16 protein-coding genes are annotated in these 18,653 nt (G+C 51.0%); 5 read left to right on the top strand and 11 right to left on the bottom strand.

Features of this window, described 5'->3' with window-relative positions:
• Positions 1–286: 286 nt before the first annotated feature.
• Positions 287–808, bottom strand: coding sequence for a DUF5317 family protein (locus tag AYW79_RS08665; RefSeq protein WP_067564573.1), 522 nt, complete (start codon positions 806–808; stop codon positions 287–289).
• Positions 809–1,573: 765 nt separating this feature from the next.
• Here AYW79_RS08665 and tkt point away from each other — a divergent pair.
• Positions 1,574–3,592 (top strand): transketolase, encoded by a 2,019-nt coding sequence (gene tkt / locus AYW79_RS08660; protein WP_067564571.1) that lies wholly within the window; start codon positions 1,574–1,576, stop codon positions 3,590–3,592.
• On the top strand, positions 3,589–4,680 hold the full coding sequence (gene tal / locus AYW79_RS08655; protein WP_067564569.1) for a transaldolase: 1,092 nt from the start codon (positions 3,589–3,591) through the stop codon (positions 4,678–4,680). Before tkt ends, tal begins: the two co-directional genes overlap by 4 nt.
• 95 nt (positions 4,681–4,775) lie before the next feature.
• Here the strand turns inward: tal and AYW79_RS08650 are convergent, their stop codons facing one another.
• Entirely contained in the window at positions 4,776–6,179 is a 1,404-nt protein-coding gene (locus AYW79_RS08650; protein WP_067564567.1) for a purine-cytosine permease family protein, read from the bottom strand.
• Between the two features lie 273 nt (positions 6,180–6,452).
• On the opposite strand from AYW79_RS08650, the gene AYW79_RS08645 reads away from it, so the two are divergent.
• On the top strand, positions 6,453–7,283 hold the full coding sequence (locus AYW79_RS08645; protein WP_067564565.1) for an FTR1 family iron permease: 831 nt from the start codon (positions 6,453–6,455) through the stop codon (positions 7,281–7,283).
• Between the two features lie 26 nt (positions 7,284–7,309).
• Entirely contained in the window at positions 7,310–7,540 is a 231-nt protein-coding gene (locus AYW79_RS15230; RefSeq protein ID WP_335339620.1) for a DUF1540 domain-containing protein, read from the top strand.
• A gap of 59 nt (positions 7,541–7,599) precedes the next feature.
• On the opposite strand, the gene pstA is transcribed toward AYW79_RS15230, so the two are convergent.
• The 6 genes from pstA to AYW79_RS08615 all read right to left on the bottom strand — a co-directional run bounded on the left by pstA (position 7,600) and on the right by AYW79_RS08615 (position 13,383).
• On the bottom strand, positions 7,600–8,451 hold the full coding sequence (gene pstA / locus AYW79_RS08640) for a phosphate ABC transporter permease PstA (RefSeq protein WP_231877787.1): 852 nt from the start codon (positions 8,449–8,451) through the stop codon (positions 7,600–7,602).
• 42 nt (positions 8,452–8,493) lie between these two features.
• Positions 8,494–9,483: a phosphate ABC transporter permease subunit PstC gene (pstC, locus tag AYW79_RS08635; protein ID WP_067564563.1), complete on the bottom strand. Its 990-nt coding sequence runs from the start codon at positions 9,481–9,483 to the stop codon at positions 8,494–8,496.
• A gap of 11 nt (positions 9,484–9,494) precedes the next feature.
• Positions 9,495–10,619 (bottom strand): phosphate ABC transporter substrate-binding protein PstS, encoded by a 1,125-nt coding sequence (pstS, locus tag AYW79_RS08630; RefSeq protein ID WP_067564560.1) that lies wholly within the window; start codon positions 10,617–10,619, stop codon positions 9,495–9,497.
• 171 nt (positions 10,620–10,790) lie between these two features.
• The gene (locus AYW79_RS08625; RefSeq protein ID WP_067564580.1) at positions 10,791–11,588 is read right to left on the bottom strand and encodes a phosphate ABC transporter ATP-binding protein; all 798 of its coding nucleotides are present in this window, start codon (positions 11,586–11,588) and stop codon (positions 10,791–10,793) included.
• 138 nt (positions 11,589–11,726) lie between these two features.
• Complete coding sequence (locus tag AYW79_RS08620; protein WP_067564558.1) at positions 11,727–12,449, bottom strand: response regulator transcription factor; 723 nt, start codon at positions 12,447–12,449, stop codon at positions 11,727–11,729.
• Positions 12,450–12,663: 214 nt separating this feature from the next.
• Positions 12,664–13,383, bottom strand: a complete 720-nt coding sequence (locus AYW79_RS08615; RefSeq protein ID WP_067564556.1) for a SpoVR family protein — start codon at positions 13,381–13,383, stop codon at positions 12,664–12,666.
• Positions 13,384–13,537: 154 nt separating this feature from the next.
• Between AYW79_RS08615 and AYW79_RS08610 the strand changes: the two genes are divergently transcribed.
• Positions 13,538–14,587: a LacI family DNA-binding transcriptional regulator gene (locus AYW79_RS08610; RefSeq protein ID WP_067564553.1), complete on the top strand. Its 1,050-nt coding sequence runs from the start codon at positions 13,538–13,540 to the stop codon at positions 14,585–14,587.
• Here AYW79_RS08610 and AYW79_RS08605 read toward each other — a convergent pair.
• The 3 genes from AYW79_RS08605 to AYW79_RS08595 form a co-directional block, all read right to left on the bottom strand.
• On the bottom strand, positions 14,541–16,022 hold the full coding sequence (locus tag AYW79_RS08605; protein WP_067952868.1) for a gluconokinase: 1,482 nt from the start codon (positions 16,020–16,022) through the stop codon (positions 14,541–14,543). The genes AYW79_RS08610 and AYW79_RS08605 overlap by 47 nt on opposite strands.
• An 87-nt stretch (positions 16,023–16,109) precedes the next feature.
• Complete coding sequence (locus tag AYW79_RS08600; protein ID WP_067564550.1) at positions 16,110–17,399, bottom strand: MFS transporter; 1,290 nt, start codon at positions 17,397–17,399, stop codon at positions 16,110–16,112.
• 153 nt (positions 17,400–17,552) lie between these two features.
• On the bottom strand, positions 17,553–18,647 hold the full coding sequence (locus AYW79_RS08595) for a polyprenyl synthetase family protein (RefSeq protein WP_067564548.1): 1,095 nt from the start codon (positions 18,645–18,647) through the stop codon (positions 17,553–17,555).
• Between the last annotated feature and the right edge of the window lie 6 nt (positions 18,648–18,653).

The raw sequence follows: 18,653 nt of genomic DNA, 5'->3' as shown, positions 1-18,653 counted from the left end.
CGGTAGGTCTGTCGCCAACCCCCGTTCGGGACTTGCACCCTATAGATTCCGCCCATGCCGGGCGTACATAATAAAGATACTTATTAGCCCACCAATCGTAAGGACTGTACCATTATTATTTAGAGTCGGACTAATCCGTAAAAGAATTGTTATGGCAAAAAAAACAGCAGTCCAATACATTTCATTTATATCAGTTGTATTTTTCAAACCTTCATAAATAAAATATGATGATGCGATTACATTTATTCCCAATATAATAGCACGAAAATTAAATTTCATTTAATTTTCACAACCTCTTATTCTCTTGAAATAGCGGTTTACCCATGACTCTTTGCAATAGCATACCGATTGACAATGCAATCATAAAGTCACCAACGCTGTAGATTGCTTTGTAAGGAAAGCTCATGTAGAAAATATCTGCAAGAAAAGGAAAAACAGTCTTTGCAGTTAAGAACTGATGCCATTGAGAGTGGTTGTTCAATAAACCAACTGTCAATCTATCCATACCAGAGACATGAACCCCTGGCATTGCACCTCTATTCAGCCATATTTCAAGAGAATTCATCGCTACTCCAATCAACGCAAACCGGAGCTCCACGATCTTGTAATTCAAATAGAGGAACAACAGAGCCACAGCATATGAAAGATCGACCAGTACAACCTTCAACACGGGAAGAACAAAAGATATAAGCTGCAATCCAATTGCGACAAGTAACAACCGTTTCCACACGAAATTCGGGAGGATCAATTCTCTACCACCCCGAAGAAATGCAATAATCACTGCGAGTCCTACGACAATCAGTTGCAATGGCGCACCCCTTAAAACAAAACACCCCGCGTTCATGTGAGGTGTTTTGAACTTACATCAAACTAATACTACTTCCGCTGAGGCCACCAAAACGAGGGCGACAACTGTTGCTGCCGCGATCAATTTCTTTTTCATGGTGGAAAACTCTCCTTCCTTCTGGGGCAAAACCTGAAAATGTACTGCACCCCACAAAGAAGGATGGATGCGCTATAAGCTCCGCGACCGCCCAAGCGCCCATGTTACAGACGGTGCATCAACGAACCTCAGCGTCACTGCAATGATAGATTACTATACTCATTGAAGAAATACCATATATTTCAGATCACAATTCGACAAATATGATGGAAAACTTACGGAAATTTATATGAATCGACACCGAAAACACACCACGATCGCCAATCCCCCCTACCCTCTCACTTTAATCCCCCATTCATTCCACGGCCCCAGCTTCCAAAGCGGGCTACAGAGGTGCACGCATCGCGAACCATCCACCACCTCTCGCGCAGCAGGATTCTCCCCGCCTCGCGATACCGCGCCATTTGGTGCATAATAGAAGATGTTCAAAAATGGGATCAGAACGCTTCGACGCATTGTGACGTAAGCGTCAAACCTGCTCTGTCATGTACCCAAGCGCATACGCTTCGCGTGCATGTTTGACTGGCTTTCTGCACTGCTTGAATCTTAACCTGACTCCTTTTCGAACACTCTTGAATCGAAAAAACGCTTCGCCATCCTAGTCCCTTTCACGAAAGGCGGTCACCCTTTATGTCAGCATCGAACATTGATGCGCTTTCCATAAACACCATACGAACCCTCTCCATCGACAGCGTGGAAAAAGCAAACAGCGGGCATCCCGGACTCCCCATGGGCTCCGCACCGATGGCCTACGTACTCTGGTCGCAGTTTCTCAAGCATAATCCCGCAGACGCGGCGTGGCCCAATCGCGATCGCTTTGTGCTCTCCGCGGGTCACGGTTCCATGCTCCTCTATAGCTTGCTCCATCTGTTTGGCTACGGACTCACACGCGAGGATCTGATGCAGTTCCGGCAATGGGGCAGCAAGACGCCTGGCCACCCGGAATTCGGTCACACACGCGGCGTTGAAACGACGACCGGGCCGCTTGGTCAAGGCATCACAAACGCCGTCGGATTTGCGATGGCTGAGCGCTTTCTCGCAGCGCGCTACAATCGCCCCGACCACGAGATCATCGATCACATGACCTACACGCTTGTCGGCGACGGTGACCTCATGGAAGGCATCTCTTACGAAGCCATGTCGTTCGCCGGGCACCAGAAACTCGGAAAACTGGTCGTTTTATACGATTCAAATGACATTTCCCTCGACGGCCCAACCGACATGGCGTTCACCGAAAACATAAAACTCCGCGCCGAAGCCGCCGGCTGGCACTACCTTCGCGTCGAAAACGGCGATGACGATCTCGACGCTATCGCGCGCGCCATCGCGGCCGCCAAAAGCGACCCCCGCCCCTCCCTACTCGAAATTCGCACAACGATCGGGTACGGCAGTCCCGGACGCCAGGGCACATCCAAGGCGCACGGCTCCCCGCTCGGCGCCGAAGAGACCGCCCTCGCCAAAACGTTCTATCAGTGGAACGAATCCGAGACACACTTTGTTCCGTCCGAAGTGACCGCGCATTTCCAGTCCATCGCAACGCGCGGCGCAGAGGCGCAAGCTGCGTGGGAAGCGCGCATGTCCGCCTACGAGAAGGTACATCCCGAACTCGCCGCCGAGCTTAGGCTCGCCTTGTCAGGCGAACTCCCCGCCAACTGGGACGCCGATCTGCCCACGTACACAGTGGACAAAAGCGGCTTTGCGACACGCCAAATTTCCGGCGCCGCACTCAACGCTATCGCAAAGCGCGTTCCCACGCTGTTTGGCGGTTCAGCAGATCTCGCCGGATCGAACGAGACGACAATGAAGACTGAGTCGGTCTACAGCGCCGCGAACCCTGCCGGACGAAACGTCTGGTTTGGCGTGCGCGAGCATGCGATGGGCGCGATGCTAAACGGCCTCGCACTGCACGGCGGAGTCCATCCCTACGGCGGCACCTTCCTCGTGTTCTCCGACTATTTGCGTCCGTCCATCCGACTCGCCGCATTGATGAAGCTGCCCGTCATCTACGTCTTTACGCACGACAGCATCGGCGTTGGCGAGGACGGTCCGACGCACCAGCCCATCGAGCAGATCGCAGCGCTCAGGCTCATTCCAAACCTCTTGCTCATCCGTCCCGCAGACGCCAACGAAACGGTCGCCGCTTGGCACTACGCCATGGCGCACCGCGACCGTCCGGTCGCGCTCGCGCTCACACGGCAAAAGCTCCCAGTCTATACAGACTCTGATCAACTCGCGCGCCAAGGCGTCGCGCGCGGCGCCTACACCTTGTCAAAAGAATCGGCTGCGCTAAACATTCTCCTCATCGCGAGCGGCTCAGAGGTCATCCTCGCAATGGATGCACAAAAAGCGCTTGAGGCAGAAGGCATCGGAGCGCGCGTCGTGAGCATTCCTTGCCCACAGCTCTTCCTTGAACAGACAGCCGCATACCAAGAAGAGGTGCTCCCATCCTCCATCCGCGCGCGCGTGGTTATCGAGATGGCTCACCCTGCCGGACTCGCTTCCTTTGCGAAGGACCACGGCGTCTCGATCGGCATTGACCACTTTGGCGCATCCGCTCCTGCCGCCGTACTCATGGAGAAGTTCGGCTTTACGGTGAGCCACGTCATTGCGGCTGCCAAAACATCCCTGCGGGAGGTGACCCACGCGTGACCACGTTACACGAATTGCACAAACACGGGCAGAGCGCCTGGCTTGATTACATTCGTTCCGACTTATTCAGCACAGGCGAGATGAGCGCGCTTCTCGAGCGCGGCGTTCGCGGGATGACTTCGAATCCCACCATTTTTGAACAGGCGATCGGTCACAGCGACCTCTACCGCGCCAAGATTAACGCCTTGGCAGCGCGCAAAAAGAGCGCGGAGGAAATTTACGACGCGCTCGTCTTTGATGACATCAACGCAGCGGCACAAAGCCTTCTTCCACTCTATGAAGCGACAGATGGCGAAGACGGCTATGTCAGCCTGGAAGTGCCTCCCGCATTCTGTGACAATCACGAGCAAACGGAGGCGGAAGCACATCGCCTCGTGAAACTGCTGAACCTGCCAAATCTCATGATCAAAGTTCCGGCTACGCCTGAGGGGCTCATCGCGTTTGAGAATTTGACGGCGGATGGTATCTCTGTCAACGTGACGTTGATGTTTACGCTCCGCGATTATGAGGACGTTGCACACGCGTACCTGCGCGGACTTTCGCGCAGGCTAAAAAGCGGTCAGACGCTACGCACCGTTTCATCTGTCGCCAGCGTGTTTGTCAGCCGCATCGACGCCGCCGTCGAGAGTCGCGTCGGCGATGCTCTCCCCGCCCTGCTCAAAGGGAGCGTCGCAATCGCGAACGCACAGCAGATCTATCAGTCATTCCAAGCCATCTTTGAGGGAGCACCGTTCGCAGAATTGCGCAACCATGGCGCACGCGCGCAGCGACCGCTCTTTGCGTCGACCGGCACGAAGAATAAAGCCTTCCGGGATGTCCTCTACGTCGAGACGCTGATTGGCCCACACACGGTGAATACGATGCCTCCGGCCACCCTGCACGCATTCCTTGAGCACGGTGTCGTCAAGCGAACCATAGACGCAGACAAAGCGCACACGCAGGAGATCCTCGACGCGTGCAAAACCGCTTCCATCGATCTGGATGAAATCGGCCGCGAGCTAAAGAAAAAGGGACTCGACGCGTTCGCCCAATCGTTTGACTCCCTTATGGAAACGATCGAAAAGGCGCGCGCCGCATCCCTCGCCTGACACAGGTGAACATCACTGCCAGTGACTCCGCCAAGCGGCAACAAAGCCCAGATCGCAGTGCGATCTGGGCTTTGTTGTATGGAAAGGAAATATACCTACGCGACCGATGCACCCGCTTTTGCGGTAGAGCGTCCAATCGTCGAAAAGAGTCCATAGAGGATCGCGGCTACCACAAAGCTGACGTAATACGATATATCACCAATGTGCGGATATTTCGCGGCGATAAAACCAACGTACATCGCCTGGTTGAAAAACGGGACAGAAGCGAGAAAACCAAGAATGAAAGACCAGAGTCCCGCGCCGAGCGCACGCTGTTTTGAGTAGAAAGAATCCACATTGTCGTCGCTACGCCGGTACAGCAGATAATCCATGAGGATCACCGCGACCCACGGGCTAACCCAGTACGAGAGCACATAGAGGAAGTTGCTGTAATTCGTGTAATATCCACTGCGACCGCCAATATAGGAGAGGATGCCGCCGAGAATACCAATAAAAAGTGTGACGATCCAGCGCTTTGGCGCGATCGCTTTCAGCCACTGTGTATCGATGGCGAGCAGCGACAGAGAACCCGAGTAGATGTTGAGTACGTTTGCCGTAATGGTTCCCAGGATGATGGCAAGCATCGTGATCACGACAAGCGCGTGAGGCATGAGCCCCGAGACCAAATCGGTTGGGACGGCGATGCTCTTCACGGAGGCAAGCGCCGCGCCGAGAAGTTCGAGCCAGATGCAAGGGATGGTGTTCCCGAGGAACGCCGCCCAAAACGCGCTCGACCCTTTGGTACCTTTTGGAAGATAGCGACTGTAATCCGAGGAGTACGTCATCCAGCCCATGATATAAGAGAGCGATGCGCCGATCGACAAGATAAACGAGCCGACCGTGCCACTGAACAATGGCGCTTTGACATTTTCTGCGATGTTAAGATTGATATGTCCGAAAGCATAGAACGTAACGATTAAGAAAACTGCGGCAAGAATGAGGGCGGATACTTTTTCAATCCAGTGAATCATGTTATGGCCATAGATGCTGACCGCCGCCTGCAGCACGATCATGATCAGGAGATTCGGTAGAAAGCCAATCGGAAGTAGCCACTGTAACGCGTAAACGCCTAGTACGGTATTCACCGCGTACCAGCCAACACCTGCGGCAAAGTTGATGATGGATGGAAGAAAATTCCCATAAAAACCAAACGCTCCGCGTGACTGAACCAACTGTGGAACACCCCACCGGTACCCAAACGTCGTTAAGAGTCCGACGACAACCGCTCCCAGAATGGTGCCGATCGCGATGGCCCAAAACGCTTGGGAGAGACTCATGCCGAATAATCCGACCGACAGAACCCCTACCGTGAGTGTCGCAAACTCCAGATTCGCGCTGAACCAAAGGGTAAACAGACTGCGCGGCTTTCCGTGACGCTCACTCTGCGAAATCGGTTCAATGCCATGCGGTTCGACATGGAGAACCTCGTCACCGTAATACTCTGACGTCATGTTCGACATAACAGCCTCCCCTTCGTGTGATTCCTCACCTCTCATCTTACGTAACTCTACGAGAGAGTCAAGCAAAAATACGAACAGAATCTTTAATTCAAGATTTAATGTTCGTCTTTTCATCTTTCACGAAATTGTTACAAGCAAAAGTTTGTTAGTCTATACTAACACCCGGCATTAGGTTATAGTGATAAAGAAGGGCGTAAAAAATACACGCAATGTACGGACGCAATCGGATCGAGGACGTGATCCACAGCCAAGACAAACCTAGGGGGCCGTCACGTGCTAGGATCATTCTTAATCTTTTTTCGCGAAGCATTCGAGGCTTCCATGATTTGTTCGATCATGTTCGCCTACCTGCGTCAAATCAATCGCCGCGATCGCTTTCGCGACGTGCTGATTGGGGTATTCGCGGCGGTCATCCTTTCCGCTGGCGTTGGCGTCGCCATTTTCCTCACGATCCACGATTACGCGGGGACGGCGCTGCAGACGAAAATCGAGAGCTTCACCTACCTCATCGCGGCATTGATTCTCACCTACATGACATTCTGGATGAAAAAACAAAGTCGTTTTCTCAAGCGAGACATCGAGCAAAAGATGTCTGCCGCCTTCCAACATGGCATGATGTGGTCACTCTCACTCATTGCGTTTATCACCGTGGGGCGTGAGGGCATTGAAACGGTCGTGTTTATGATTGCCATCGCATTTCAAACAAAACCCATTCTGCTCGTCATTGGGGCGACACTCGGCTTGATCGCAGGATTGTCGCTCAGCTATGTCATCTATGTTGCAGGACGCAAGATTAATATGCGTCACTTTTTCACTACCATGGGAACCCTCCTTATGCTGTTTGGCGCAGGACTTCTTTCAAACGCGATTGAAGATTGGCAGCAACTGGGCTGGATCTCGCTAGGCATTCGCCCGCTTTGGAACACGTCTTCCTTGATCAACGAAAACTCGACCTTTGGCGATATCCTGCATTCCTTTTTCGGTTATGCCGCCAGCCCGACCGCGCTTCAGGTTGTCACCTATCTCGTCTATTTAGCGGTGATGGTATACGCCTATCTGCGAAAAAAACCGACCAAGCCAAAACTCCAGATCACCTCATCCTGAACGGCGTGATTGGTAAATGTCGCAAAATGACGCATGAAGTTCCGGGACATGGCAACGCTACCAGTCAGGGGGTGGTTGCAGTGCCAAGCGCTGTCCGATGTATGGTCGAAGAGTGTGTTTACAATGAGAAACTTCATTGTAGTGCAGCGTCGATTCTCGTCAAAAAAATTGGCAATGAGATCGTGGGCACAGAGCGCGGAACGTGTTGCGACACCTTCTCGTATCAGTCCCCGGATCACAAGCCGGACCATTCCTGACAAAAACACATCCCCGAGAGAAATCCCTCGGGGATGTGTTCACTCTATCGCGCCAGATCCTACCCTTTTACTCTCGGTTGAAGAAATCGCGCAAGGAGATGAAGAATGACGACGAGAATAATCAGCAAAAGTGCCGCTGTATACGCCAATCGATGAGCCGACGAGTACGGTTCATTCAAATACGTCCACACGACGTACGTCAGATATCCGATTGGGTTCTTGGTCAAATGGAGGGTTGGGTTAAAATTCGACCAACCTGCCGTGTAAATGAGTGGGGCCGTCTCCCCGAGTCCGATGGAGATCGCCAAGAGGAGCCCCGTCACGATGCCAGGTGTGGCGGGACGCATCACCACGGTTCGCAGCGCCGAAAAGGGCGTGAGACCTAGCGCCAATGCTCCTTCGTAATAACTCTTTGGGACTTGTCGAATGCTCGCCTCTGTCGTCCGCACGATATAGGGGAGGGTCAGAATGGACAGACTAATGGAACCGGCCAGGACGGAGAATCCCCATCCAAACGCCTGCACCATCATCGTGTATCCAAAGTAGCCAATGACAATCGATGGGATGCCTGCAAGTACTTCTGCAACGAAGCGCAAGGTCCGCGCGATTCGATCAGGTGCAAACACCGCGAGATAAATGCCTCCCATGATGCCCACGGGCCCTGCGAACAGTGTGCTAAAAAAAATGAGATCAAGTGTTCCCAGAATGGCGTTTTGGAGACCGCCTGCAATTCCTGTCGTCTGCGTCGTAAAAAGGGAGAGAGAAATTCCACCAGCGCCTTGTCGCACGACCGTGATCAAGATGTCTAGCACGACAATCACGACGAGAAGCAGCGCGCCGAGGGACAGCATCCACGTCATGTTGGACGCGATTTTGCGAGAGTAACCGCGCATCGTCGTCGATCCGTGCATAGGCGTTCCTCCGTTTTGCCTTAAATTCAATGACACCGCGCGTCACATCTCCACATGCACATTTTGACGTCCCATGGATACGAGCAGTCGTGCAATCAGATTGGTAATGACAGTAATGACGAGAAGCGTAAGCGCAATGAAAGCAAGGGCGTGAACAGACATTCCCGTGAAATCTGTCAGTGCGCTATCGAGCAATGCCGCAATCGTTGACGCCATCGTCGAGATAGGGCTGTATAAATTGTAGGGGAGATAGTTTGCCGCGTCCCCACTCACCATGAGCACAGCCATCGTCTCGCCAAGCGCTCTGCCAAGGCCGAGCACAATCGCGCCAAAAATCCCTCGCTTTACCCACGGATACGCCACAAAGCGAACGGATTCAAAACTGGTGAGTCCGAGTGCGTGCGCGCCTTCGAGCGAGAGCGTCGGAACCTGCATCAGCAAATCCCTCGTTGTCGCAGTAATGATCGGAATGATCATCACCGCAAGAACGAGTCCACTTGTCAGCAGTCCAAAACCTGTGCCAACAGGTCCTGCCAAAAAGGGAACCGCATGCCCTAAGCGCGTCAAGAGTGGACCCAATTTAAATTCGATGAAGGGCGAGAGGGATTCTACGCCCCACAAACCGTAAACCACACTCGGAATCCCCGCCAGGAGTTCGACCATGGGCGAAAGGACACGCTGAATCGGCTTTGGCACCTTGTAGACCAAAGCGAAAGCGGTCATCAGCGCAAACGGCACGCCGATGAGCAGTGCGATGAGGGAGGAACCAAGCGTCCCCATGATAAACGGCAGAATGCCAAAGCTGGCGCCTGGAGCTGCTTGAACGCCGTTATGAACAATCGGATTGTTCGCATACATATTGCCCATGTTCCACGTGACGCCAGTGAAAAAAGAGGAACCTTGATAGCGGATGGCAGGTATTGCATCGCGAACCAATACGATGAGAATGAATAAAAGAATAAGGAAAGGACTACTGGCCATTACGCCAGTAGTCACCCGGAAGATAAGGGATAAAAATCGCTCCCGTTTCACTCGATGACCCCTTACCCGTGAATTTTAGCGATCTGTTTGCGGCTCAGAGGCGCAATCGAAGCTGGCAACGGCAAGAAGTGGACTTTGTCCATGAATACAGCCTTGTTACCGCCCTGCGGACTGATTGCCCACAGCAAGAGGTTCTTCACAGCGGTCGCCGTCGCCGGATTCGCCTGTTTCTCATTAATGATTGCATACTCATAGTTGATGATTGGATAGGAGTTTGCGCCTGGTGCGTAGATCAGCGAAGTTCTCTCGTCCGCCGGTGTCTTGCCGATCATCATATTTGCGGCCGCAGCGATCGTGCCCGGATTCGGAAGCAGGTAGCGACCTGCGCGGTTCTGCAGCGCCGCTTCGCCCAATCCCTCACTAAGCCCGTTGTTAAGCCAGCTGATTCCCACATACGCGATGCTACCTGGCGTCTTGCTCGCAAGTGCCACGACACCGTTATTGCCGTTTGCGCCGAGCGCACCTTTGATCGCCGGCCAGCTTACACTCGTGCCGTACTGAACGGAATTCGACCATGCAGCGTTTGTGTCCGTCATGAATTGTGTGAAGAGGAACGTGTCGCCGCTACCGTCTGTACGGTGAATCGGCACGATCATCCAGTGTGGAAGCTTTACACCCTTGTTGAGCGATTGAATCTGCGGCGCGTTCCAGTAGCGGATCTTGCCGAGATAGATTTGCGCGATGACGTTGCCAGTCAGGTGAAGGTGAACGCCTTTTTTGACGCCCGGAATGTTATACATAATCTGCTGCGCAGAGATGGCCATCGGAATGTTGAGCATCCCTGGGTGCTGTGATAGAAGTCGATTGCTCATATACGCGTCGGATGCGCCGATCTGCACGGTGCCATCGGAAGCTTGCGAGATCCCCACACCGCTTCCCGTTCCCGCCGTTGTCAGATCAACTTTAGAATTAACATGTTTATAAACAGGTACCCAGAGTTGAAAAAGTGGCCAAAGCAGTGTCGAACCGGTCTCTTGGAGATGTACCACAGGTCCACTCGCATGTTTTACGCTGTGCTTTACCACATTCGTTTTTGCAAATGCCTGCCCTACGCCACCCATCATCATGGCTCCAACGGTTAACGCACTCGCAATCGCGTATGCCTTGTGTTTCCAATTCTTTTTCAATTTGACAACCCCCGAAACGTGGATTCATAGTTTGCGTTCACGCAACTCTATGGTTTCATCCTACCTCGATCACGTAAAGCTACCATGTGATCCACGTAAAGGAATCGTTAACAAACGTTAGCGATTTGTGTAATTCACGCCAGCATCTGCAAGAATAGGCTCACACGCCGCTTATCCGATATGCTCTTCAACATACACTTTCGTCCGCTCATCTTTTGGCGCCGAAAAGAGTTCTGCCGTATCGCCCCACTCGACCAATTCACCAGACTCCATAAAAGCGGTGTGATGTGCCACGCGTTTCGCCTGTGCCAGGTTATGCGTCACAAGCACCAGTGTCATCCGTTCGGCGAGGCGTACAAACAGCGATTCAAGCAGGCGCGTCGATTTAGGGTCGAGTGCCGACGCAGGTTCATCGAGCAAGAGGATCTTTGGTTCAACGGCAAGCGCTCGCGCCAAGCAAAGACGCTGCTGTTGCCCACCTGACAAACTGGAAGGCGATTGATGGAGGCGATCCTTAATCTCATGCAACAGTCCCACTTCGCCGAGCATTTCTTCTGCGATCTCGTTGCGCCGTCTCTTTGAAATGCCAAACAGCTTGAGGGCGAGCGTCACATTGTCGAGAATCGACATGGGAAACGGATTAGGGCGCTGAAAGAGCATGCCGACAGACCTGCGAAACGTCTCAACATCTTTAAGGCTGCGCACATCCTGTCCAAGGATCTGCACGGTCCCTTCATGTCTGAATCCAGGCGTGGCATAACTCATTCTGTTGAGTGTCCGCAGCAGTGTTGTTTTTCCACAACCCGAAGGGCCAATCAATGCCGTAATCTGATTGGACGGGATTTTTAGCGTAACTTCATTTAGAACGCGCTTATTTCCATAAAATGCGGTGAGTCGATCCACATGGATGATCGATTCATGAGCATCGCGCACAACCTCCAGCGTTTGCGATCTTGCGGCTGTAGCCATCGTGCCCACGGAATACGTACGCACATCGCTCATGAGTGAAACATCGTTTCCCACGCAAGTTCCTCCTTAATGGGTTAAGTACTAAAACTATAACAATTGATTGTAAAGATGGCGTAAAGATTCTCCATAGAATTGCACCTATACCATACTTTTTTCATCTGAAGGGGTAATTTTGGCGAGACGGTACCCGCGATGATGCACCGTTTCAATCTCGTGCGACCGCGTAGTCACCGTGTCAAACTTTTGCCGAAGCAAAGAGATCTGCATCGCCAGCAAGTGGTGATGCACAATTTTCCCCCACGCTGCGTGCATCAACGCTTCGCGCAACACCACAGATCCCGGTTTTTGAAAAAGCGCTTTCAGCACTTGGACTTGCACAGGTGTGAGACCTATCTCGTAGCGATCGATGAAACATTCCCGCTCTTCGACGCGCAGTCTCATATTACCCAGTCGCAATTCACCACTCTGCACCGCAAAAGGCGGATTCACGCGATTGCGACACTGGCTCAAAGCTTGTATCCGCAATACCAACTCGCGGACATGCACAGGTTTCGTCACACAATCATCTGCACCGAGTTCGAGCGAAAGAATGCGTTCCATTGCGTCATCCATCTCGTTTAACATCAAAATCGGCACGTGAAGACGCGCCGTACGCACGCGTTTTAAAAGTTCGATGCCGTTCATGCTCGGCAAATTGCTATCGATCACGAGCACGTCAAAGCGCGTCCGATCAACCATCATACGCCCGAATGCGTCTTCGCCGTCGCTTGAAAATTCGGTTGAAAACCCTGCCTCATGAAGCGCAAAATTCAATTTAGTGTAGAATCTTTCATCTCGGTCTGCAAATAGAATTCGATTCATCGAAAGCTTCCTCCACAAAACACCCATGATTTAACATCATCATAGAGCGGCTGTGTTAATCCTTTACAGCGGTCTCTTGAAGACTTTGTAAAGATCAGCTTGAATCCATAAAAAAGGCGCCTTATCGACAAGGCGCCAAACCGTTTTGCAAAATGCAATCGACGAATTCCCGCTCACTCTTTTTTGAGGTGGTCAGGTCAAATTCAGGGCCACTTCAGAGAAACTTTCTTGTCGTTTTTCGTCCGTCATACGAAAAGACGACCGCTCTTCCTTCCAGGACGCTCTCTACGTGAACCGTTCGCCCCCACAGCTTATAGACGGATGGCAGCGTTTTTTCGGTGTACTTCACGTCCAACTCATTCCCTTCGTACGCGTGTACCAAATACAGTTCTCCCGTGAGTTGATAGTCACCGTCTACCACATGAAGAAGCGGATATCCGCCGTTTGTCCTCGATTTCCAAATCTTGTCGCGAACCTTTTCCCAGTCTGTCTCAACAATTCGCCACTCATTTCCGACCTTTTGATAGAGATAGAGATCGAGTTCCCTGACCAGTTCCTCCGTCAGATAGTTTCGAATAAAGGAGGTGTCTGATTCCATCTCCCTAACTTCAAACATTTTTTCGCGTCCTTGACCAGCGCGAGCGCCGAATCGTTTTTTCATCTCCTCTGTCGGATGATCATAGCGCTTCTCGATGTCTTCCCAAATCTTCAGTCCAATCAAGTAAGGATTCACCGATGTTTTTGAGGGAAGAACTACTCCCGAGTGTGTACGCGCAAAATCGAGTGACTCACCGTCTGTCAGTTCGAGTTCCCTCATGATCCTTAAGTGCCAATACGTCGCCCAGCCTTCGTTTCGTAAAGATGCTTTTTTGCGATCGATCCGATTTTCTTCTGATTCAAATTCACTTCGTGGTAAAATCAGATAGCGCAACACGAGAATAGGCACGTCTATCTCGAAATAACGGCGCAGCGATTTATTTTTCCCGTAGACGGTGGCGCGGGAGCGCCATGTTACCGTCTATCTTCGTCATATTTGATGAACATACTTTGATGAACATACATCGAATGGATTTTGGGGAGCGTACAAAATGACAGCGAAACGAATCACGATTCAGGACGTTGCCCGCGAAGCAAACGTATCTGTCACGACCATTTCCCGTTTTCTAAACGCGCGCTATGAGGCGATGAGCCAAGAGACAAAAAAGCGAATTGAGCAAGTGATTGAAGAACTGGATTATCACCCGAATGCACTCGCACAAGGATTAAAGGGAAATCGCAGTCGAATGATTGCAGTGATCGTCGTAAAGTTGAGCTATCCTTTTTGTGTGTCCCTCATTCGCTCCCTCTCCAATGCGCTTACCCCTGAGGGGTATAACGTCATCGTCTGTGAAACAGAGGGAGATCCAAAACGTGAAGCACATGTACTAAAAACGCTGCTCGGTCAACAAATCGATGCGATTGTGATTCAAACCAACGGGGACAATCTCACAGAACTGGAGACGATCTCAAAATCAGTGCCTGTCATTCTCGTTGATCGCAAATTCAAGCTCCCGCACGCCACAAATGTACTGACGGACAATTATGAGGCATCCATGAAAATGACGAACCATTTATACGCAGAAGGATATCAGAACGTATTTTATGTGACAGAAACCCCAAATGCCATTTCGACGCGCAGCGAGCGCCTGCAGGGTTATCTCGACAGTTCATCTCGCTATCATCGCACTCCTCACGTGGAGATCGTGAAACGCGGGGATGACGTCTCCATGCAATCGGTCGTTGAGCGTATAAAGGAAAACATTTCGAAAAGACCGATCGCACTCTATACAGCCAATGCGTTGATTTTCCATGAAATCTATCCTCACGTACAGCAAATCGATTGGCCGTCTCCAGAGAAACTGGGATTGGCCACATTCGATGAGCCCGATTGGATCAAACTGATCTCCCCTTCGCTCACGTGCGTTCGACAGCCGGTGCCTGAGATGGGAGCGTGGGTCGCAAACCTCCTCCTTCAGCAATTCAAGGATGGCTATGAACAACCCGATGAGGCGCATCTCAAGATCCTTCCGTCCGAGTTGATCAAAAGCGAATCTACGCGCTTGGATAGAGGAGACGGCACAGTCTCTGATACTCTTTAAATCGGAGACGCTGCACTTCTTCCATTTCTTCTTCGGGGTCCATCTTCTCAGACCGTTCACACCGCTTTAGTGACTGTGCGAATTCAGCCGTATCGGCTGCAAGAAGAATGGCGCCAATCGTTGATGCATCCTCAAGCGTTTGCCGCACAACAGGAACTCCGAATACATTCGCGCACAATTGACATATCCACAGTTCATCAAACAGTTTCCCCGAGAGATACACCTGCTCTGGGTTCCCCGTGCTCGCAGACAAGTTGTCAATCAACCACTTGGCGTTATAAATCATCCCCTCAATTGCCGCTCTCACCAAGTGAATCTTTTGATGTTTAAGATGAAGCCCAATAAACGACGCCTTTGCCTCCTCATCCCAGAGCGGCGCCCGCTCTCCCGCCGCATAAGGCAAGCAGTAGAGGCTTTGAAGCTCTACGTTTCCCGCGTCACGAATGAGGACGGCCAGCGTTTCATCTACATTTTCCGCGCGATCATCGCCGTATAACATGTTCATCAGCCATTCTAGGATCACACCTCCGCTATTGCTCGGAGCCCCGATGACAAAACGTTGATCATCTAATCGATAGCAGAATGGACGAAGGCTAGGATTGGTGACTTTTCTCTTTGCCCCTGAACGCACAGCCATACTTGTCCCGACCGTGAATACCATTTTTGACGAATCGGTCACACCAAGCGCCAAATTCGCAAGAACTCCATCTGTGCTGCCAATCGAAAACAGAGTGTCCGCAGTCAACCCTGCCAACTGCAGCCTCGTCTCACGACAACCAGCCTGTCGATACGACGTAGGAACGATGCGAGAGAGTTGTGCCGGGTTGACACCAATGCGAGTGAGCGCATGCTCGTGCCAACTGCGTTTCTCCACATCGTAGAGTCCGGTCGCCCCCGCCATCGATTCATCGATCATCCACTCGTCGAACCACGCATGCCAGATCCACTCTTTTACAGAAGCGATTCGATTGCCCATTTTCAATAATTGCGGTTGCGTTTCTCGTAGCCATACTAACTTTACAAATGGAGACATCGCGTGAATGGGCGTACCCGTCTCTTCATAAATTTTTTTCCCATTCAGCGACTCCCACAGCAATTCCGCCTGTTTTTTGGCGCGCGAATCCATCCAGGTCATCGCCTGTGTCAGCGGTTCCCCCTCTTCAGATACAATCATCAGACTGTGCATCGCAGCGCTGAATCCAACCCGATGCACCAAAAGACCATCCTTTCTCGCAGCGTGAAGCGCCAATTCGAACACCGAATTCAGCGCGTCACGGATCTCAAACGGATCTTGCACTGCGCGTCCATTCGGACCAATGTTCGTCGAGATTTTCCGCGCTGCTCGAAACCGCGTCACACCCGTTTGGTCCACCGTGAGTGTCTTGACCGAAGTTGTCCCTAAATCCAACCCGATAACACAAAATTTATCATCCATATCGCGTTTACACCTCAGGTTATTTCGCACAAATACGCCGGGACACCCCGGCGTATTTGTATTCCCATTTTTTCATTCAGCATTTTCTTAGACGTTTGCTTTGTAAGGTGACTGGATCGGCTCCAAATCACCGAGTAAAAAGAGGTAACAGAGGATTCCAATCAGCAGTACGATCCCCGCGATTAAAAATCCCAGTCCAAATGAGCCTGTACCGCCTGCAATATACCCTGTGATAATCGGCGCCAAAATCCCCATCAAGTTGTTAAAAAAGTTCATGATGCTTCCCACTAAACCAACCGTTCCTTTTGGCGCGATGAGCGCAGGAATGCTCCAGCCAATCGGCGCTGAAAACGCGAGACCACTCAGTGCAATGGTGATGAAGACGATTGCGATCTGCGGATTTTTCGTAAAACCTGCCCCAGCGACCGCGAGTCCCAAAACCATTCCGACAATAAGCAACGTTTTTCGCACGCGAGTGGGATTTTTTCCGCGCTTTATCAAAAAGTCAACCAACCACCCACCAATAACAATATCAGCAATGGTCGCAAAGATCCAAGGGACAATCGTGTACATGCCTGATTTTAGAACGGTCATATGCATCTCCGTTTCAAGGTACCCGGGCAACCATGTAAGCAACAAATAAAATGTATATCCATATGCCGCAAACCCGAGAGTCAATCCCCACACCTTACGACGTCCTAGAAGATATCCTAAATTTTTTCCAACGCCCCCCGGTGCTTCTCCGCTCTCTTGAGCCCCGCCTTCTACAATATAAGCACGTTCTGCATCGGTTAGCGTTTTGGACTCCGACGGGTCACGGTACCAAATCCAGTATGCAACCGCATACATAAGACTCAAAATAGCTGTCATGTAAAAGCCGCCGCGCCATCCCCATTGTGTGACAGACAGTGCCACCAGCGGCACCCCAATCACATTTGAAAGTTTGGCTGCCGCATCAAACGCCGAAGTCGCGAGACCTCTCTCACGAAGTGGGAACCAGTATCCCGTCGCTTTCGCCGCTCCTGGAAATGCAGGCGCCTCTGCCACACCCAATAAGACGCGGGATAAAATGATTAGACCCATTCCACCGACTGCCGCGGTCATAAATGTGGCGAGCGACCAGATGATTGTCCCTACCCGTACCAACCATTTGACACCAATCTTATCGAGTAAAGCGCCTACGGGAATTTGAAGGATAGCATACGACCACGCGAATGATGAGAGTACCCATCCAAACTGGGCACTGGACAAATGATACTCTTGCATCAGCGGTTTTGTAGCCACGGACAAATTGGTTCGGTCAAAATAGTTAATGACAATTCCAACACCGATGAGAAAAGCAATACCCCACCGAACATTTCCAATTCTTTGTTTCATGACGACCCTCCATTCATCATTTTGTTCAAATCAAGCATAACGATTTAGTATATCGTTATGCTAAATCGTTATGCTTATTCTAGCACGGTCAATTTAAAAATGACAACACTTATAAAAAATCTATGCGATACAAATCGATCCATGCCGACATCTTTATTTTACAAGCTCGTCATCAAGTTTAATGTAACCTTGTAATGTAGAAAGCTGTTTGTCGATAACGTAATTAACCCAAATGCGAATACGCGTCTTGATCGCTTCATTCCCTGCTATGTCATCAAGTGCTTGCATTGCAATTTTGAGATACTGATATCCGATTTCAAGGCTCTTCGATCGCGAATCACAGCGGTTCAGCAGTTCCGTGATGTTGATCAAATCGCGCTCACTGAGTTCTTCCTTCTCATAGTAGCGATGGAGGATCAGCCGATCGGCGTCCGTTTGACAATTCTCGTGCGCATGGATGATCGGATACGTTTTTTTTCGATGCTCTAGATCGAGGTTGGGCTTGTCCAGTCCTTGTTCTCGACTACCCCAAATTCCAACGACATCATCAAAAATTTGAAAAGCAAGGCCAACATTCTCTCCAAACAAGCGACAAAGTGCCAATTCCCGCTCATTAGCGTTTGAACAAAACGCGCCGAGATAAGCTGCCGCCTCAAATAAGGCCGCCGTTTTTCCGGTGATGACTTCTAAATACTGAGTCTGCGTTACATGATGCCTACTTTTGGTGAGCTCTAAATCGAGTTGTTGTCCATTGCATACTCTCCACATCGTGCGATTGACAGATTGAATCAACCACGAGAGTTGCGCAGGTTTATTCTCATTCTCAGGATCTGCAATCACCTCATAAACCATCGTTTGCAGCACACACCCCACATTAATCGCCTCATCCTCCCCCCATAAACTCCAAACGGAGGGACGTCCCCGGCGAATGGTGTCCCGATCTTGGATGTCATCGTAAATCAGCGAAAAACTATGGATAAACTCGATTGCCGCAGCCACTGAAAAAGAACGTTTATAATCATACGCAAAGAGCATACTCGTCAAAATACACATCATTGGTCTGCCGCGCTTGCCGATATTCCCAAACTCCAGTTCAGAAAAATCAATGTCACGCCACCCGAGATGGTACTCAATCACATTGCGAATTTTCCCGTCCAAACCCCTTTCAATCACAGATTTCATGTAGGAGTCCAACTCTTTCATGATTGCATCTTCGCTCATTTGTACTCTGGCCATTTTACGTTTCAAATTATG

It is taken from the genome of Ferroacidibacillus organovorans (assembly GCF_001642725.1).
Classification (GTDB): domain Bacteria; phylum Bacillota; class Bacilli; order Alicyclobacillales; family SLC66; genus Ferroacidibacillus; species Ferroacidibacillus organovorans.
The sequence above is the reverse complement of the archived record's forward strand: the minus strand, read 5'-3'. Positions and strand labels throughout refer to the sequence as shown.